At 72.7% G+C, this 16,488-nt stretch carries 17 protein-coding genes; 14 read left to right on the top strand and 3 right to left on the bottom strand.

Annotation, left to right across the window (positions count from 1 at the left end; all coding sequences use genetic code 11):
• Nucleotides 1–106 precede the first annotated feature (106 nt).
• Both ABZ172_RS27895 and thiD read left to right on the top strand, forming a co-directional pair.
• Nucleotides 107–1,078, top strand: a complete 972-nt coding sequence (locus ABZ172_RS27895) for a thiamine-phosphate kinase (RefSeq protein WP_356887743.1) — start codon at nucleotides 107–109, stop codon at nucleotides 1,076–1,078.
• Between the two features lie 10 nt (nucleotides 1,079–1,088).
• Nucleotides 1,089–1,889: a bifunctional hydroxymethylpyrimidine kinase/phosphomethylpyrimidine kinase gene (gene thiD / locus ABZ172_RS27890; protein WP_356887741.1), complete on the top strand. Its 801-nt coding sequence runs from the start codon at nucleotides 1,089–1,091 to the stop codon at nucleotides 1,887–1,889.
• Between the two features lie 109 nt (nucleotides 1,890–1,998).
• On the opposite strand, the gene rpmB is transcribed toward thiD, so the two are convergent.
• A complete protein-coding gene (gene rpmB / locus ABZ172_RS27885; protein ID WP_026171429.1) occupies nucleotides 1,999–2,184 on the bottom strand; it encodes a 50S ribosomal protein L28 in 186 nt (61 codons plus the stop codon).
• A 263-nt stretch (nucleotides 2,185–2,447) separates the two neighbouring features.
• Between rpmB and ABZ172_RS27880 the strand changes: the two genes are divergently transcribed.
• The 9 genes from ABZ172_RS27880 (at nucleotide 2,448) to mutM (ending at nucleotide 11,652) form a co-directional block, all read left to right on the top strand.
• Complete coding sequence (locus tag ABZ172_RS27880; RefSeq protein WP_356887739.1) at nucleotides 2,448–4,070, top strand: DAK2 domain-containing protein; 1,623 nt, start codon at nucleotides 2,448–2,450, stop codon at nucleotides 4,068–4,070.
• 52 nt (nucleotides 4,071–4,122) lie between these two features.
• Entirely contained in the window at nucleotides 4,123–6,414 is a 2,292-nt protein-coding gene (gene recG / locus ABZ172_RS27875) for an ATP-dependent DNA helicase RecG (protein ID WP_356887737.1), read from the top strand.
• A gap of 87 nt (nucleotides 6,415–6,501) precedes the next feature.
• Nucleotides 6,502–7,086, top strand: a complete 585-nt coding sequence (gene rsmD / locus ABZ172_RS27870) for a 16S rRNA (guanine(966)-N(2))-methyltransferase RsmD (protein WP_356887735.1) — start codon at nucleotides 6,502–6,504, stop codon at nucleotides 7,084–7,086.
• Between the two features lie 26 nt (nucleotides 7,087–7,112).
• Nucleotides 7,113–7,592, top strand: a complete 480-nt coding sequence (coaD, locus tag ABZ172_RS27865; protein WP_356887782.1) for a pantetheine-phosphate adenylyltransferase — start codon at nucleotides 7,113–7,115, stop codon at nucleotides 7,590–7,592.
• 97 nt (nucleotides 7,593–7,689) lie between these two features.
• Nucleotides 7,690–8,799 (top strand): cell division initiation protein, encoded by a 1,110-nt coding sequence (locus ABZ172_RS27860; RefSeq protein ID WP_356887733.1) that lies wholly within the window; start codon nucleotides 7,690–7,692, stop codon nucleotides 8,797–8,799.
• A 137-nt stretch (nucleotides 8,800–8,936) separates the two neighbouring features.
• Nucleotides 8,937–9,602, top strand: a complete 666-nt coding sequence (locus ABZ172_RS27855; RefSeq protein ID WP_356887731.1) for a DUF177 domain-containing protein — start codon at nucleotides 8,937–8,939, stop codon at nucleotides 9,600–9,602.
• A gap of 2 nt (nucleotides 9,603–9,604) precedes the next feature.
• Nucleotides 9,605–9,778 carry a 50S ribosomal protein L32 gene (gene rpmF / locus ABZ172_RS27850; protein WP_003965982.1) on the top strand — a complete coding sequence of 58 codons (174 nt, stop codon included), beginning with the start codon at nucleotides 9,605–9,607 and terminating at the stop codon, nucleotides 9,776–9,778.
• Nucleotides 9,779–9,797: 19 nt separating this feature from the next.
• Nucleotides 9,798–10,622 (top strand): ribonuclease III, encoded by an 825-nt coding sequence (gene rnc, locus ABZ172_RS27845; RefSeq protein ID WP_356887729.1) that lies wholly within the window; start codon nucleotides 9,798–9,800, stop codon nucleotides 10,620–10,622.
• 172 nt (nucleotides 10,623–10,794) lie between these two features.
• The gene (gene mutM / locus ABZ172_RS27840) at nucleotides 10,795–11,652 is read left to right on the top strand and encodes a bifunctional DNA-formamidopyrimidine glycosylase/DNA-(apurinic or apyrimidinic site) lyase (protein ID WP_356887727.1); all 858 of its coding nucleotides are present in this window, start codon (nucleotides 10,795–10,797) and stop codon (nucleotides 11,650–11,652) included.
• A 10-nt stretch (nucleotides 11,653–11,662) separates the two neighbouring features.
• On the opposite strand, the gene ABZ172_RS27835 is transcribed toward mutM, so the two are convergent.
• Both ABZ172_RS27835 and ABZ172_RS27830 read right to left on the bottom strand, forming a co-directional pair.
• Nucleotides 11,663–12,067: a helix-turn-helix domain-containing protein gene (locus tag ABZ172_RS27835; protein WP_356887725.1), complete on the bottom strand. Its 405-nt coding sequence runs from the start codon at nucleotides 12,065–12,067 to the stop codon at nucleotides 11,663–11,665.
• Nucleotides 12,068–12,252: 185 nt separating this feature from the next.
• Nucleotides 12,253–13,188 carry a CAP domain-containing protein gene (locus tag ABZ172_RS27830; RefSeq protein ID WP_356887723.1) on the bottom strand — a complete coding sequence of 312 codons (936 nt, stop codon included), beginning with the start codon at nucleotides 13,186–13,188 and terminating at the stop codon, nucleotides 12,253–12,255.
• 158 nt (nucleotides 13,189–13,346) lie between these two features.
• On the opposite strand from ABZ172_RS27830, the gene ABZ172_RS27825 reads away from it, so the two are divergent.
• The 3 genes from ABZ172_RS27825 to ABZ172_RS27815 form a co-directional block, all read left to right on the top strand.
• Nucleotides 13,347–13,628, top strand: coding sequence for an acylphosphatase (locus ABZ172_RS27825; RefSeq protein ID WP_356887721.1), 282 nt, complete (start codon nucleotides 13,347–13,349; stop codon nucleotides 13,626–13,628).
• A gap of 437 nt (nucleotides 13,629–14,065) precedes the next feature.
• Nucleotides 14,066–14,278, top strand: a complete 213-nt coding sequence (locus ABZ172_RS27820; protein ID WP_203182693.1) for a hypothetical protein — start codon at nucleotides 14,066–14,068, stop codon at nucleotides 14,276–14,278.
• 308 nt (nucleotides 14,279–14,586) lie between these two features.
• A partial coding sequence (locus tag ABZ172_RS27815; protein ID WP_356887719.1) for an AAA family ATPase occupies nucleotides 14,587–16,488 on the top strand: 1,902 nt, incomplete at its 3' end.

Here is a 16,488-nt window from a genome sequence, read left to right as displayed (position 1 = left end):
TCCCGGGGTCACCGGCTCCCGCGGGCCGTCGGCCCGCGGTCCGGGCCCCCGGCCGCTGAAGCAGCCCGGACAGGTGTCCGGTGCGAGAGATGAGAGGTGACACTCGGTGAAGGGAACCGTGGGCGAGTTGGGGGAGTTCGGGCTCATCAGAGAGCTCACGTCCCGGCTCACCACCACTCCGGCGGTACGGCTGGGGCCCGGCGACGACGCCGCGGTCGTGGCGGCTCCCGACCGCAGGGTCGTGGCCAGTACCGACATCCTGCTGGAAGGGCGCCACTTCCGCCGTGACTGGTCGACGGCGTACGACGTCGGCCGCAAGGCCGCCGCGCAGAACCTCGCCGACATCGCGGCCATGGGCGCCGTGCCCACCGCGCTGCTCCTCGGCCTCGTCGTCCCGTCCGACCTGCCGGTCACCTGGGCGGGCGAGCTCATGGACGGCCTGCGCGACGAGTGCCAGGTCGCCGGTGCGGCCGTGGTCGGCGGAGACGTCGTCGGCGGCGACACCATCACCGTCTCCATCACCGCGCTCGGCGACCTGCGCAACCACGAACCCGTCACCCGGGCCGGCGCCCGGCCCGGCGACGTCGTGGCCGTCACCGGCTGGCTCGGCTGGTCCGCGGCCGGATTCGCCGTGCTCTCCCGGGGGTTCCGCTCGCCGCGGGCGTTCGTCGAGGCCCACCGGCGCCCCGAACCCCCGTACCACGCGGGCCCGGCGGCGGCCGGCCTCGGCGCCACGGCCATGACCGACGTGAGCGACGGGCTCGTCGCCGACCTCGGGCACATCGCCGAGGCCAGCCAGGTCCGCATCGACGTGCGGTCCGGCCTCATCGACATCCCCTCGCAGATGTCCGACATCGGACAGGCCGTCGGCGTCGACCCGCTGCAGTGGGTGCTCACCGGAGGGGAGGACCACGCGATCGTGGCGGCCTTCCCCGCCGACGTGAAGCTCCCCGCCCGCTGGAAGGTCATCGGAGAGGTCCTCAAGCCGTCGGCGCTGCCCCAGGTCACCGTCGACGGGGCGCCCTGGACGAGCAAGGGCGGCTGGGACCATTTCGGATCCATCGAGGACGCCCAGTAGATTCCGGGGCATGACCGCATCCGCGCCCGTACCGCCCCGTGTCCTCACCGTCGCCGGATCCGACTCCGGCGGCGGTGCGGGCGTCCAGGCCGACCTCAAGACCATGCTGGCCCTCGGCACCCACGGGATGAGCGTGCTGACCGCCGTGACCGCCCAGAACTCGCTGGGCGTGCAGGGCGTCTGGGAGCTCCCGGTGGACGCCGTGCGCGCCCAGTACCGCAGCGTCGTCGACGACATCGGCGTCCAGGCGGTGAAGACCGGCATGCTGTCCTCGGCCGCACTCGTCGAGACCGTCGCGGAACTCCTCGCGGCGACCGACGCACCCGTCGTCGTCGACCCCGTCGGGGTGTCCAAGCACGGGGACGCGCTGCTGGCCGCCGAGGCGCTCGACGCCGTACGCACCCGGCTGCTGCCCGTCGCCACGGTCGCCACCCCGAACCTCGACGAGGTGACCCGGCTCACCGGCCGCACCGTCACCGACGAGGCGGGAATGCGCGGAGCCGCGGCCGCGATGCTCGCCCTCGGACCGCGCTGGGTGGTGATCAAGGGGGGCCACCTGCCCGGCGAGGCCGTGGACCTGCTGACGGACGGCACCGACGAGCACTGGCTGCGCGCGCCGAGGCACGACAACCGGCACACCCACGGCACCGGCTGCACCCTCGCCTCCGCCCTCGCCTGCGGACTCGCCCGCGGCCAGGACGTCCCGACGGCGATGCGGGGCGCGAAGGAGTACGTCACCGGCGCGATCCGGGCCGGCTTCGCGCTGGGCACCGGGATCGGACCCGTCGACCACGGCTGGCTCGCACGCTGAGGCACCGGTCCGCGGGAGGCCCGGGGTCCGCGGGAGCACAGCAAAAAGCCGGTCCACCGAGGTGGACCGGCTTTTTGGGCAACCGGAAGGCTGCGCTACGACGGGGACGTCAGCGCGCGACCTTGCCGGCCTTGATGCACGAGGTGCAGACGTTGAGCCGCTTCGGCGTCCGACCGACCACGGCACGCACGCGCTGGATGTTGGGATTCCAGCGACGGGACGTACGGCGGTGCGAGTGCGAAATGTTGTTGCCGAAGCTCGGCCCCTTGCCGCAAACGTCGCAGTTGGCAGCCACGGGTCACTCCAAAGACTTCAGATGCACTTACAGTGAATTCCGGCGCGCCGGAATCATTTTACTGAAGTGGCGGTACCGGAGGAATGGCCCGACTTCCGTCGGGCAACCGAAGCAGCATACAACGGCTGCGTCGGAGATACGAAACTACCACGGCTCCCCGGACCCCCCGCCCCCGCACCTGTGCCCGACGGATCCACGAGCGAGGGCTACCCTGCGGTGCAGCCAGACCCGCCCCCCCACGGCCGCCCCCAAGGAGGACCACGGTGCCGCAGCCCCTCGACGCCCTCGACGCCGTCGCGGTGCGCACCTGGTGCTCACTGGCCCTGGAGGCCCTCGGCCGGGAACGGGCGGCCATCGACGCCATCAACGTCTACCCCGTCGCCGACGGGGACACCGGCACCAACCTGTACCTCACCGTGGAGTCCGCCGCCGCGGCCGTCGAAGCGGTCTTCGCCGCCCACGAGACCGGCTCCACCGCGCCCGCACCCGCCGACGCCGTACGCGCCATGGCGCACGGTGCGCTGATCGGCGCCCGCGGGAACTCCGGGACCATCCTGGCCGAACTGCTGCGCGGCATGGCCGCGGTGCTGTCCGGGGCGGGTGACGCGGCTCACCTGCGGACCGCGCTGACGGAGGCCGCCGCCGCCGCGCGGCGGGCCGTCGCCCACCCCGTCGAGGGCACGGTGCTCACCGTCGCCACCGCCGCCGCCGTGGCCGCCGGCGCCACGGCCCCGGACACCGGCCTCGCGGACGTGGCCGAGGCCGCCTACGAAGGGGCGCGAACCGCCCTGGCCGCCACCCCGGGCCAGCTCGCCGTCCTCGGCCGCGCCGGCGTCGTGGACGCCGGCGGACAGGGGCTGGTCACCGTGCTGGGAGCCCTGCTGGAGGCGGTCGGGGGCCGGATCCGCGGCGGCGCCGCCGCTCCGGCCCCCGCAGCCCCGCCCCCGGCCGGCGACTGCGCCGAACCGGAGCAGGACGGCGGCCCGGCCTTCGAGGTCATCTACCTCCTGGAGGCCCCCGACGACGCGGTCGACCGGCTGCGGAGCCTGCTGGACGCCCTGGGGGACTCCCTCGTCGTGGTCGGCGGGGACGGCCTGTGGAACGTCCACGTCCACGTCGACGACGCCGGGGCGGCCGTCGAGGCCGGGGTCGAGGCGGGCCGGCCCTACCGCATCCGGATCACCCACTTCGCCGCCGACCGGGGCGCCGCCCACCGCGAGCCCGTCCAGCGGGCGGTCGTCGCGGTGGTCCCCGGCGACGGCCTCTCCGGCCTCTGCGCCGAGGCGGGCGCGACCACCGTGCTGGCCCGCCCCGGGGAGCCGCCCGCCAGCGGCGAACTGGTCGACGCCATCCGCCGGGCGCACGCCCGCGAGGTGGTCCTGCTGCCCAACGACGCACAGCTGCGCCACACCGCCGCGGCGGCGGCCGAGCAGGCCAGGGCCGAGGGCATCCGCGTCGCCCTGGTCCCGACCCGTGCCGCCGTCCAGGGCATCGCCGCGCTCGCCGTCCACGAACCCGGCCGCAGCTTCGACGAGGACGTCGTCGCGATGACCTCCGCGGCCGGAGCCACCCGCTACGCCGAACTGGCCGTCGCCGAACGGCAGTCGTGGACGATGGCGGGCATCTGCCAGGCGGGCGACACCCTCGGCCTGATCGACGGGGACGTCGCCGTCATCGGCGAGGACGTCCCGCGCACCGCCCGCACCGTCCTGGACCGGATGCTCTCCGCCGGCGGCGAACTCGTCACCCTGGTCCTGGGGGAGGACGTCCCCGACTCCCTCGGCGACGAGCTGAGCGCACACGTCCGGGAGGGGTACCTCGCCGTCGACACGGTCGTCTACCGCGGCGGCCGGCAGACGGCCCCCCTGCTGATCGGCGTCGAGTGACACGGCGCCGGGCGCCGCGGCCAGGCCGCCCCTGTCGGTGACGTGGTGTGCAATGGGTCCCGTGTCCGCTTTCGATGAACCCCTCAAGAAGCAGCTCGGCGGAGCCACCGCGAAGGTGATGGCCGAACACCTCGACCTGCACACGGTCGGCGACCTGCTGCACCACTACCCCCGCCGGTACGAGGAGCGGGGCCGTCTCACGGCGCTCACCGACCTCCCGCTGGACGAGCACGTGACGGTCGTCGCCCAGGTCGCCGACGCGCGGATCATGATGTTCAACAACGGCCGGGGCAAGCGGCTGGAGGTCACCCTCACCGACGGCAGCGGCAGGCTCCAGCTGGTCTTCTTCGGACACGGCGTCCACAAGCCACACAAGGAGCTGCTGCCCGGCCGCAGGGCGATGTTCGCGGGCAAGGCCTCCGTGTTCAACCGGAAGATGCAGCTCGCCCACCCCACCTACCAGCTCCTCGACGCGCAGGACGAGGAGGAGGCCACCGAGGCCGTCGACGCCTTCGCGGGACAGCTGCTGCCCATCTACCCGGCCTGCAAGCAGCTCGACTCCTGGCGGATCGCCAAGGCCGTCGACACCGTCCTGCCCCGCGCCGTGGAAGCGGTGGACCCGCTTCCCCCCGCGCTGCGCGAGGGGCGGGGGTTCGTCCCCCTGCCCGAGGCCCTGCTCCGGATCCACCGCCCGCAGACCAAGGCGGACATCGAGGCGGCGCGCGACCGGCTGCGCTGGGACGAGGCCTTCGTCCTCCAGGTCGCGCTGGCCCGCCGCCGGCACGCCGAGACCCAGCTCCCGGCGAAGGCCCGCGGCCCCGTCCCCGGCGGACTGCTCGACGCCTTCGACGCCACGCTCCCCTTCACCCTCACCGAGGGCCAGCAGAAGGTCACCGAGGAGATCTTCGACGCCCTGGCCACCGAACACCCCATGCACCGGCTGCTCCAGGGGGAGGTCGGGTCCGGGAAGACGCTCGTCGCCCTGCGGGCCATGCTCCGGGTCGTCGACGCGGGCGGCCAGGCGGCCATGCTCGCGCCCACCGAGGTGCTGGCCCAGCAGCACCACCGGTCCATCACCGAGATGATGGGGGAGCTCGCCGGGAACTGGGGCCTGTGGAGCGAGGCGCCCACCGGGCCGGAGGGCTCCGGCCGGGCCGGGACGCCCGGCGGCCCGGGACCGGGCACCAAGGTCGTCCTGCTCACCGGCTCCATGGGCGTGGCCGCCCGCCGCCAGGCCCTCCTCGACCTGGTCACGGGGGAGGCCGGGATCGTCATCGGCACCCACGCGCTGATCGAGGACAAGGTCCGGTTCCACGACCTCGGTCTGGTCGTCGTCGACGAACAGCACCGCTTCGGTGTGGAACAGCGCGACGCGCTCCGGTCCAAGGCGAACTCCCCGGGGGAGCGGCGCTCGCCCCACCTGCTCGTCATGACGGCCACCCCCATTCCCCGCACGGTCGCGATGACCGTCTTCGGCGACCTGGAGACCTCCGTACTCGACCAGCTCCCCGCCGGCCGCTCGCCCATCGCCAGCCACGTCGTCCCCGCCAAGGACAAGCCCCACTTCCTCAGCCGCGCCTGGGAACGCGTCCGCGAGGAGGTCGAGAACGGCCACCAGGCCTACGTGGTGTGCCCCCGCATCGGCGACGACGCCGACGAGCAGGCGGAGAAGAAGGGGAAGGGCAGGGCGGCGAAGAAGCAGGACGCCCCCGAGCCCGACGCCGAGAAGCGGCCGCCGCTCGCCGTGCTGGACATCGCCGACCAGCTGGCCCGCGGCCCGCTCGCCGGCCTGCGCGTCGAGGTCCTGCACGGCAGGATGCCGCCCGACGACAAGGACGACGTGATGCGCCGGTTCGCCGCCGGGCAGGTGGACGTCCTCGTCGCCACCACCGTCATCGAGGTCGGGGTGAACGTCCCCAACGCGACCGCCATGGTGATCATGGACGCGGACCGCTTCGGCGTGTCCCAGCTGCACCAGCTCCGGGGGCGCGTCGGACGCGGCAGCGCCCCCGGTCTCTGCCTGCTGGTCAGCGAGGCCCATGAGGCGAGCCCCGCCCGGGCCCGGCTGGGCGCGGTCGCCGCGACCCTCGACGGCTTCGAGCTCTCCCGCATCGACCTCGAACAGCGGCGCGAGGGCGACGTCCTCGGCCAGGCCCAGTCCGGTGTCCGCTCCTCCCTGCGGGTGCTCAGCGTCATCGACGACGAGGAAGTCATCGCGGCGGCCCGCGAGGAGGCCGTCCGCGTCGTCACCGACGACCCCGGACTCGAACGCCTGCCGGAGCTGCGCACCGCGCTGGACGCCCTGCTGGACAAGGACCGGGAGGAGTACCTCGACAAGGGGTGACCGGGCGGATCACCGGCGACGCCATATCGTGGGGAGCACGGCGCACGTCCCGTCCGGTGCGCCGCCCGCGACCCGAGGAACAGACCCATGACCCGCGTGATCGCCGGCTCGGCCGGCGGACGCCGACTGGCCGTCCCGCCCGGCACCGGCACCCGGCCCACCTCCGACCGCGCACGCGAGGGCCTGTTCTCCACCTGGGCGGCGCTCCTGGGCACGCTCGACGGCATCCGCGTCGCCGACCTCTACGCGGGGTCCGGTGCGGTGGGCCTGGAGGCGCTCTCCCGCGGAGCGGCCCACGCCCTGCTCGTCGAGGCCGACGCCGGGGCCGCCCGCACGGTCCGCGCCAACATCCGCACCCTCGGTCTGCCCGGTGCCGAGTTCCGGGCGGGCAGAGCGGAACAGATCGTGACGGGACCGGCGCCCTCGGACCCGTACGACGTGGTCTTCCTCGATCCGCCGTACGCCGTCACGGACGATGATCTTCGGGAGATCCTGCTCACACTCCGTGCCCAGGGGTGGCTCACCGGCGACGCTCTCGTCACGGTGGAACGGAGCACCAGAGGCGGAGAATTCACCTGGCCCGACGGATTCGAGCCGCGACGGGCCCGCCGCTACGGCGAGGCCACGTTTTGGTACGGTCGCGCCGCCTCTACGTGCGAAGACGCACGATGACCGCACCGGAGAGCGAGGGAACCACGTTGCGCCGCGCCGTCTGTCCGGGGTCGTTCGACCCCATCACCAACGGACATCTCGACATCATCGGACGAGCCTCGAAGCTGTACGACGTCGTGCACGTCGCCGTGATGATCAACCAGTCCAAGAAGGGCCTGTTCACGGTCGACGAGCGGATCGACCTGATCCGCGAGGTGACCGCGGACTTCGGCAACGTCCAGGTCGAGTCCTTCCACGGCCTGCTGGTCGACTTCTGCAAGCAGCGCGACATCCCGGCGATCGTGAAGGGCCTGCGGGCCGTCAGCGACTTCGACTACGAGCTGCAGATGGCCCAGATGAACAACGGCCTCTCCGGCGTCGAGACGCTCTTCGTGCCGACGAACCCCACCTACAGCTTCCTGTCGTCCTCCCTGGTCAAGGAGGTCGCCACCTGGGGAGGCGACGTGGCGCACCTGCTGCCGCCCGCGGTCCACGAGGCCCTCGCCGAGCGTCTCGGCCGCTCCTGAGGGGCTGACCGGCCGTCACCAGGTGTCGGACGGGAGGCGACTGGCCTTACAGTCGTCCCGTCCGTCTCCAACAGCAGCAGAGAGTGGCGAGCACACGGTGGACGTGCAGAAGAAGCTCGACGAGATCGTCGAAACGGTCGGGAACGCCCGCTCCATGCCCATGTCGGCGTCCTGTGTGGTCAACCGGGCCGACCTGCTCGCGCTGCTGGAGGAGGTGCGCGAGGCCCTGCCCGGCTCGCTCGCCCAGGCCCAGGAGCTCATCGGCGGCCAGGAGCAGGTCGTCGAGCAGGCCCGGCAGGAGGCCGAGCGGATCATCGAGTCCGCCCGCGCCGAGCGCGGCTCGCTGATCTCCGGCACCGAGATCGCCCAGCGGTCCCAGGCCGAGGCGGACCGGATCCTGACCGAGGCCCGCAGGGAGGCCGACGAGGTCCGCGGCGAGGCCGACGAGTACGTCGACAGCAAGCTGGCCAACTTCGAGGTCGTCCTCACCAAGACCATCGGCTCCGTCGACCGCGGCCGCGAGAAGCTCCTCGGCCGGGGCCAGGGCCTCGACGAGCAGGGCTACGAGGACCCGGAGGCGCCGGAGCGCAGCGCCGACCCGGAGACGCTCCGCCGGCGTGCCGACGACTACGTGGACACCAAGCTCGGCGCCTTCGAGGCCGTGCTCGCCAAGACCCTGGAGGCCGTCGGCCGGGGCCGCCAGAAGCTGCACGGACGGGTCGCCACCGACGACCTCGGCGCGCACATGGCCGCCCAGGACGCGGCGGGGGGCCGGGCGCACACCAGCGACGAGGACCACTGGGCCGGTCTGGCCGACCTCGCCACCCCGGAGCCGCCCGCCGGCCCGCAGCAGCAGCCCGCCTACGCCGAGCCCGCGCAGCAGGGCTACGCGCCGGCGGCCGGCTACCAGGACCCCGCGCAGTCCGGCTTCCCCGCCCAGCCCCAGCAGCCCGACCCGCAGTACGCCCAGGCGTACGGCTACCAGGACCAGCAGCAGCTCCAGGACGGCTACGGCTACCCGCAGCAGGCCGATCCGTACGGCTACCCGCAGCAGGCGTACGACCCGGGCGTGCAGCAGGACTACGGCTGGCAGCAGCAGGGCCAGATCCCCGCCCAGCAGGGCGAGGGCGCGCTCGACGAGACCAGCCTCTTCGACACCGGCATGATCGACCTGGACCAGCTGCGCCGGTACGAACAGGGCCGCTGAGCGGAGCGGGCCGTACCGGATTGGGAGCTGGGCGGTGCGTCCAGTACCCTGGCTCTTCGGTCGCGTGTATGTCCGCGATCCCGGCTGCCCTCTCTCCGTCAGGACGGGGGCGGTCCTCCCGAAGCCGCACCACGCACATGATCTCGAAAGCAGGAAAAGCCCTGAACGGCCACCTCGACCACCGCAGTCCTCTCGTGTTCGACACGCGCGAGCTGGGCCGGCGTCCTGGTGCCATGAAGCGGCTGACCCGCACGGCGGACGCACCGAAGGACCTCGGCATCGACGGGGTCATCGGTGTTCCGGAGAACGCGCCCCTGGCGCTGGACCTCCGCCTCGAATCGGTCATGGAAGGGGTGCTCGTCACAGGCACCGCCCGTGCGACGGCCGAGGGGGAGTGCGTAAGGTGTCTGGAGCCGCTGACCGTCGAGGTCGAAGCGGACTTCCAGGAGATGTTCTCGTACCCTGACGCCGATGACCGGAACCGCAGCAGGACCGCGGACCCGGTCGACGACGCCGAGGACGACGAGGACAGGTTCTTCCTCGAGGACGACTCGTTCGACCTCGAGCCTGTGCTGCGTGACGCGGTGGTGCTCGCACTGCCGCTGCAGCCGGTGTGCAAGGAGACCTGTGCCGGTCTGTGTTCCGAGTGCGGAATCAGGCTGGACGAGAATCCCGACCACCACCACGATGCCGTCGACATCCGTTGGGCGGCACTGCAAGGACTCGCCGAGACCGTTCAGGACGGCGAGAAGGACAACATGGGCGGCGCCGAACCGGGCGTCGACGAGAAGCAGGAGAAGTAGCCGTGGCTGTTCCGAAGCGGAAGATGTCGCGCAGCAACACGCGCCACCGCCGGTCGCAGTGGAAGGCTGCGGTCCCCACCCTGGTTTCGTGCGAGCGTTGCCAGGAGCCGAAGCTCCAGCACATTGCGTGCCCGAGCTGCGGCACCTACAACAAGCGCCAGGTCCTCGAGGTCTGAGCGGCTGGTGAGAGGCCCGATGTCTGAGTTGTCCAGCTCCAAGAAGCAGGCAGACAACATCAACACAGCCTCGTCCCACACGCTTCTGGAAGGGCGGCTCGGGTATCACCTCGAGTCCGCCCTTCTGGTGCGTGCGCTGACCCATCGTTCGTACGCGTACGAGAACGGCGGTCTGCCCACCAACGAGCGGCTCGAGTTCCTCGGGGACTCGGTGCTCGGCCTGGTGGTCACGGACACGCTGTACCGCACCCACCCCGACCTGCCCGAAGGCCAGCTGGCCAAGTTGCGGGCCGCGGTGGTCAACTCGCGTGCGCTTGCGGAAGTGGGCCGCGGCCTCGAACTCGGCTCCTTCATCCGGCTCGGCCGCGGTGAAGAGGGCACGGGTGGCCGGGACAAGGCTTCCATCCTCGCCGACACCCTCGAAGCGGTGATCGGCGCCGTCTATCTCGATCAGGGCCTCGGCGCGGCCTCGGAGCTGGTCCACCGGCTCTTCGACCCGCTGATCGACAGGTCCTCGAACCTCGGAGCCGGCCTGGACTGGAAGACCAGTCTCCAGGAGCTCACCGCGAGCGAGAGCCTCGGAGTCCCCGAGTACCTCGTCACGGAGACCGGCCCCGACCACGAGAAGACCTTTACTGCTGCCGCCCGCGTCGGTGGTGTCTCGTACGGCACCGGCACCGGCCGTAGCAAGAAGGAAGCGGAGCAGCAGGCGGCGGAGTCCGCCTGGCGCGGGATCAGCGCCGCCGCGGAAGCACGGGAGGCCGCGGCCGGTGCCGCAGCCGACGGAGGGGCCGCCGACACCCCTGCCGGCCCGTCGCCGCACGCGGACGCGGCTCCGGCCTAGCTCGTCCGGAAACCCCTCGGTGCCTCGGCGCACCGGGGGGTTTCCGCTGTCCCGGTACGTGCCCCGTGCCGCCCGCCGCCGCTCTCACGTCCTGCCGCTCCGCCGCCCTTCGTCTCCCGCCACCTCCCTGCGCCCTTCACGTCCCTACGCCCCGTCCCGAGGAGTGCCCGCCGTGCCCGAACTGCCCGAGGTCGAAGTCGTGCGACGGGGCCTTGAACGCTGGACCGCCGGGCGCACCGTCCAGGACGTGGAGGTCCTGCACCCGCGTGCGGTCCGCCGGCACCTCGGGGGCGGCGCGGACTTCGCCGCCCGGCTGCGCGGTCTGCGCTTCGGCGCGGCCCGGCGCCGTGGCAAGTACCTCTGGGTGCCCCTCGACGAGGCGGACTCCTCGCTGCTGGGACACCTCGGCATGAGCGGCCAACTGCTCGTGCAGCCGGCGGACGCCGCCGACGAGAAGCACCTGCGGATCCGGATCCGCTTCGACGACGCGCTCGGCACCGAGCTGCGCTTCGTCGACCAGCGCACCTTCGGCGGGCTGTCGCTGCACGACAACACCCCCGACGGCCTGCCCGACGTCATCGCCCACATCGCCCGGGACCCCCTCGACCCGGCCTTCGACGACGACGCCTTCCACCGCGCGCTGCACCTGCGCCGTACGACGGTCAAGCGGGCCCTCCTCGACCAGTCCCTGATCAGCGGGGTCGGCAACATCTACGCCGACGAGGCGCTCTGGCGCAGCCGGCTGCACTACGAGCGGCCGACCGCGACGCTGACCCGCCCGAGGACGGCGGAGCTGCTCGGCCACATCCGGGCCGTGATGGGGGAGGCGCTCGACCAGGGCGGTACCAGCTTCGACAGCCTCTACGTCAACGTGAACGGGGAGTCGGGCTACTTCGACCGGTCGCTGGACGCCTACGGGCGTGAGGACGAGCCGTGCCGCCGCTGCGGCACCCCGATGCGCCGACGGCCGTGGATGAACCGATCCAGCTACTTCTGCCCGCGCTGCCAGCGGCCGCCGCGGGCCGTCTGACCCACGCGGCTCAGACTTCGCGCGCGGCGTCGTAGCGGGTGCGGGCCTCGACGACCTCGGGCATGCGGTCCTCGACGAGCCGGATGAGGCCGTCCAGCTTCTCCGCGACCCGGCGGCCCAGCGGCGTCAGGTCGTAGTCGACGCGCGGCGGGTTGGTGAGCCGGGCCTCCCGGTGCACCAGTCCGTCCCGCTCCAGCGCCTGCAGGGTCTGGGACAGCATCTTCTCGCTGACGCCGTCGACCCGGCGGCGCAGTTCGTTGAAGCGGGCGCCGCTCTCGTACAGGGCGCCCAGGGTCAGGGCGCCCCAGCGGCCCGTGATGTGCTCCAGCGTCCCCCGCGAGGGGCACTGCCGCGAGAAGACGTCGAAGGCATGGCCGCCGGTGTCCCGGTCGCAGGTCGTGGCCGTCTCACTCATGCACGTCAGCTTACTCCGGTACAGCGCTCACCCCAGGTGAGTGCCCCGGACTCCGCGCGAAGGATCCCTGCCCGTCCGGGGCGGGCCCGGTCGCGGAGCCACGCGCGCGCACCACGCGGAGGACCCCTGCCGGTCCGTGGACGGGCAGGGGTCCATGTCGTGCGGGAGCGGCGGGGCCGCCGGCCTCAGAAGCCGAAGTCCTGGGTCCACCAGGGGCCGCCGGAGCCGAGGTGGACGCCCACGCCGAGCGTCTTGTAGTCGCAGTTGAGGATGTTCGCCCGGTGGCCCTCGCTGTTCATCCAGGCCTCCATCACGGCCTGCGCGTCGGCCTGGCCCCGCGCGATGTTCTCGCCGCCGAGTCCCTGCACACCGGCTGCGGCGGCCCGGTCCCAGGGGGTCGCCCCGTCGGGATCGGTGTGGTCGAAGAAGTCCCGTGCGGCCATGTCCTCGCTGAAGTCCTGGGCGAGTGCCGTGAGCGGGGCGCTGCTGGTGACCGGGCTGCAGCCGACCTTCGCACGCTCCTCGTTGACCAGGGCGAGCACCGCCGCCCGGGCGGAGACGGGGGCGGGGCTCGTCGAGGGGGTGGGCTTCGTGCTCGGGGCGGCCGAGGAGGTCTTCGGGGCGGCGGGAGCCTTGGTCGCCGGCGCCGACGACGCGGTCCGCGCCGGCTTCGCGGCCGGCGCCTTCGTCCGTTCCGGCGCCTTCGTCGCGGACCGCGACGGGGAGGCGGACGGCTTCTCCCGCACCGAGGCGGAAGCGGACGGGGACTTCGACGGTGCGGCGGAACGGCCCGCGCCCCGGTCCGCCCCGGCCGAGGCGGACGCCGACGTGCGCCCGGTCGGCTCGGCGGACGACTCGCCCTGGGTCAGCAGGTCGGGAGCGCCGCCCGACCGGACCTGGTCGGCCCCGCCGCCGCTGATGCTGTAGCTGTCGCCGCCCGGCAGCAGACCGGACGCGACGGCGACCGCTCCGACGGCCACGGCCGCGGACACACCGAGGAGTCCGGCGCGCACGGGCAGGCCCGTCCGCTTCTTCCGGTGCGCGGTGCGGGGCCCGTGCTCCGTGCCCGCCGCGTGCTGCTCAGGGGCGGGGGCCGCGCCTGCGCGTCGATGCCGTCCCATGCGCTGTGCCTTCCTCGTGCTCCGGCCGCCGTTCCGACGACGCCACCGTATTCAAGATCAGCTTCACCCGTTCGGGTGAGACTATTGCGAGGGGACCTTACGCCATGGCGGATTGGGGCGGCGTGCTCCGCAAGCAATTGGCCGGTTAGCGTTCGGGCATGAACGAAGACGCACGACTCGTCGTATGGGTACGCGGCCGGGTACAGCAGGTGGGGTTCCGCTGGTTCACCAGGGAAAATGCTCTGGAGATCGGAAAGATCACCGGCTTCGCGCTCAATCTCGACGACGGCCGGGTGCAGGTGGTGGCCGAGGGGCCGCGTGAGAATTGCCACCGTCTGCTGGACTGGCTCGCCTCCGGCGACACACCCGGCCACGTGGACGGTGTGACTGAGATCTGGGACACGCCCCGCGGTGGTTATGAGGGATTCGCGATCCGCTGATTCCCCCCGGTAAAGCGGGCGGCCTCCGCCGGCCTTCCACGCGGGCCGTCCATGGTCATCCGGAGGCGGGGTGAGAGGCCCGCACCCGAAATGACCTGCGGAAGCGGCCGGCTCCCGGACGTGGTTGCCAACAGGCGCACGGCGTGCAAGGCTGCGGCATTGACGAAGATCTCCGCGTCCTTCGGGAACCCGCAGGAGAGCCGCGCCGCACGATCGTCGAGGCGCGCGCCCCCGGGAGGCCCGCACCATCGGCGTGTGATCGTGTTGACCGTCAAACTTTTTGGTGAGACGCTGAAATCCCCGCGCACCTCAGCTGTTCGGCAGGCTGGAGACAGCAGAACAGCAGTGGCAAGAGAACACTGCCGAACACCGCGGGTGCGATTCCCTCACGACCCACACCGCATCGGTCGGTCACTCAGTGTGGAGGACCCAGCATCATGGCAAAGGCGCTTCTCGGTTACGTCGGCGGTTCCGACCCGCGACTCCTCGCCGAGATGCGACGGCTTCAGAAGCGCGTCCAGGACCTGGAATCCGAGCTCGTACGGATCCAGGACGAGAACGACGCGCTCAACGCCGCCGCCCATCACCAGGAGTCGCTGCTCGACAGCATCGACATCGACGTACCCCAGGCGGAGCCCGCGCTGACCTGACCCCCAGGCCCTGCCGGGGCCGGTCGGGCCGCACCGCATCCGCTCGGGATCAATGATCGAAGTCTTCGTCACGGATCGTCGTCCGGGGACCACCGGGGATCGCTCGGGGTCCGGCCGGTTCGCGATCCCTCACGCAAGACCGACGCACGACTGCACAGCGGCATCGTGCAGGATTTACCAGGGACGCTCCGGCGTCCCTTTTTTCTTTCCCCCCGGGCCCGTATCCGCCCTGTCGCCCGTCGCTTACCGTCTGATGTGCCCTGCGCCTTCATCGGTGAAACCGGAAGTGAAAGGTAGAGTCCGGCGGCGTGCACCTCAAGGCCCTGACCCTCCGCGGTTTCAAATCGTTCGCCTCCGCCACGACCCTGCGGTTCGAGCCGGGTATCACCTGTGTCGTCGGTCCCAATGGTTCCGGCAAATCCAATGTGGTGGACGCCCTCTCCTGGGTCATGGGCGAACAGGGCGCCAAATCCCTGCGCGGCGGCAAGATGGAAGACGTGATCTTCGCCGGGACCACGGGAAGGCCGCCGCTGGGCCGCGCGGAAGTGTCGCTGACCATCGACAATTCCGACGGTGCGCTGCCCATCGAGTACGCCGAAGTGACGATCACCCGGATCATGTTCCGCAACGGCGGCAGCGAATACCAGATCAATGGCGACACCTGCCGGCTGCTCGACATCCAGGAACTCCTCTCGGACTCCGGTATCGGCCGGGAGATGCACGTCATCGTCGGCCAGGGCCGGCTGGACTCGGTCCTGCACGCCGATCCGACCGGCCGCCGCGCCTTCATCGAAGAGGCCGCGGGCGTGCTCAAGCACCGCAAGCGCAAGGAGAAGGCGCTGCGCAAGCTGGAGGCGATGGGCGCGAACCTCGCCCGCGTCCAGGACCTCACCGACGAACTGAGGCGCCAGCTCAAACCGCTGGGCCGGCAGGCCGCCGTGGCCCGCCGGGCCGCCGTCATCCAGGCGGATCTGCGGGACGCCCGGCTGCGCCTCCTCGCCGACGACCTGGTGCGGCTGCGGGACGCGCTGCGCGAGGAGATCGCCGACGAGGCCGCCCTGAAGCGGCGCAGGGAGGCGGCGGAGGCGGAGCTCAAGGCGGCGCTCGCCCGTGAGGCCGCCTTGGAGGGCGAGGTGCGCCGGCTGGCGCCCCGTCTGCAGCGGGCCCAGCAGACCTGGTACGACCTCGCGCAGCTCGCCGAGCGCGTGCGGGGCACGGTCTCGCTCGCCGACGCCCGGGTGACGAGCGCCACCGCGGCCCCGGAGGAGGAGCGGCGCGGGCGCGACCCGCAGGACATGGAGCGTGAGGCGGCCCGGATCCGAGAGCAGGAGGCGGAACTGGAGGCCGCGCTCGAAGCGGCGGAGCACGCCCTGGAGGACACCACCGCGCACCGGACGGAACTGGAGCGGGAGCTGGCCGCCGAGGAGCGCCGGCTCCGGGACGCGGCCCGGGCCATCGCCGACCGGCGCGAGGGACTCGCCCGGCTCAACGGCCAGGTCAACGCGGCCCGCAGCAGGGCGGGTTCGGCCCAGGCCGAGATCGACCGGCTGGCGGCGTCCCGGGACGAGGCGCACGAGCGGGCGTCCACCGCCCAGGAGGAGTACGAGCAGCTCAAGGCCGAGGTCGAGGGCCTGGACGCGGGGGACGCGGAGCTCACGGAGCGGCACCGGGCCGCCGAGCGCGAGCTCGCCGCGGCGGAGGACGCCCTGAACGCGGCGCGTGAGGCGGTCACGTCCGCGGAACGCAGCCGCGCGGCGGTCTCGGCCCGGCACGAGGCCCTGTCGCTGGGACTGCGGCGCAAGGACGGGACCGGGGTGCTGCTCGGCGCGGGCGACCGGCTCTCCGGGCTGCTCGGTCCGCTGGCCGAGCTGCTCACGGTGGCCCCGGGGCACGAGGTGGCGGTGGCCGCCGCCCTGGGAGCCGCCGCCGACGCCCTCGCCGTGACGGATCCGGCGACCGCCGCGGACGCGATCCGGCTGCTGCGCAAACAGGACGCGGGGCGGGCGGTGCTCGTCCTGGGCGGGGCGCGGACCGGACAGGTGCCCGCACAGGGAGCGGAGCAGTCGCCGGACGGCGGCCCCTCCGGCCAGGTGCCGGGGCAGGCGTACGGGACGGTGCGGGACGGCCGTCCGGCCGACGCGGACCGGGCTCCCGCGAACCCCGCTCCGGCGGTTCCGGCCGGCCGGCCGGGACCGCCCGCGACCGCCCGC

The sequence above is a fragment of the Streptomyces sp. NPDC006296 genome (genome assembly GCF_040613235.1).
Classification (GTDB): domain Bacteria; phylum Actinomycetota; class Actinomycetes; order Streptomycetales; family Streptomycetaceae; genus Streptomyces.
The sequence above is the reverse complement of the archived record's forward strand: the minus strand, read 5'-3'. Positions and strand labels throughout refer to the sequence as shown.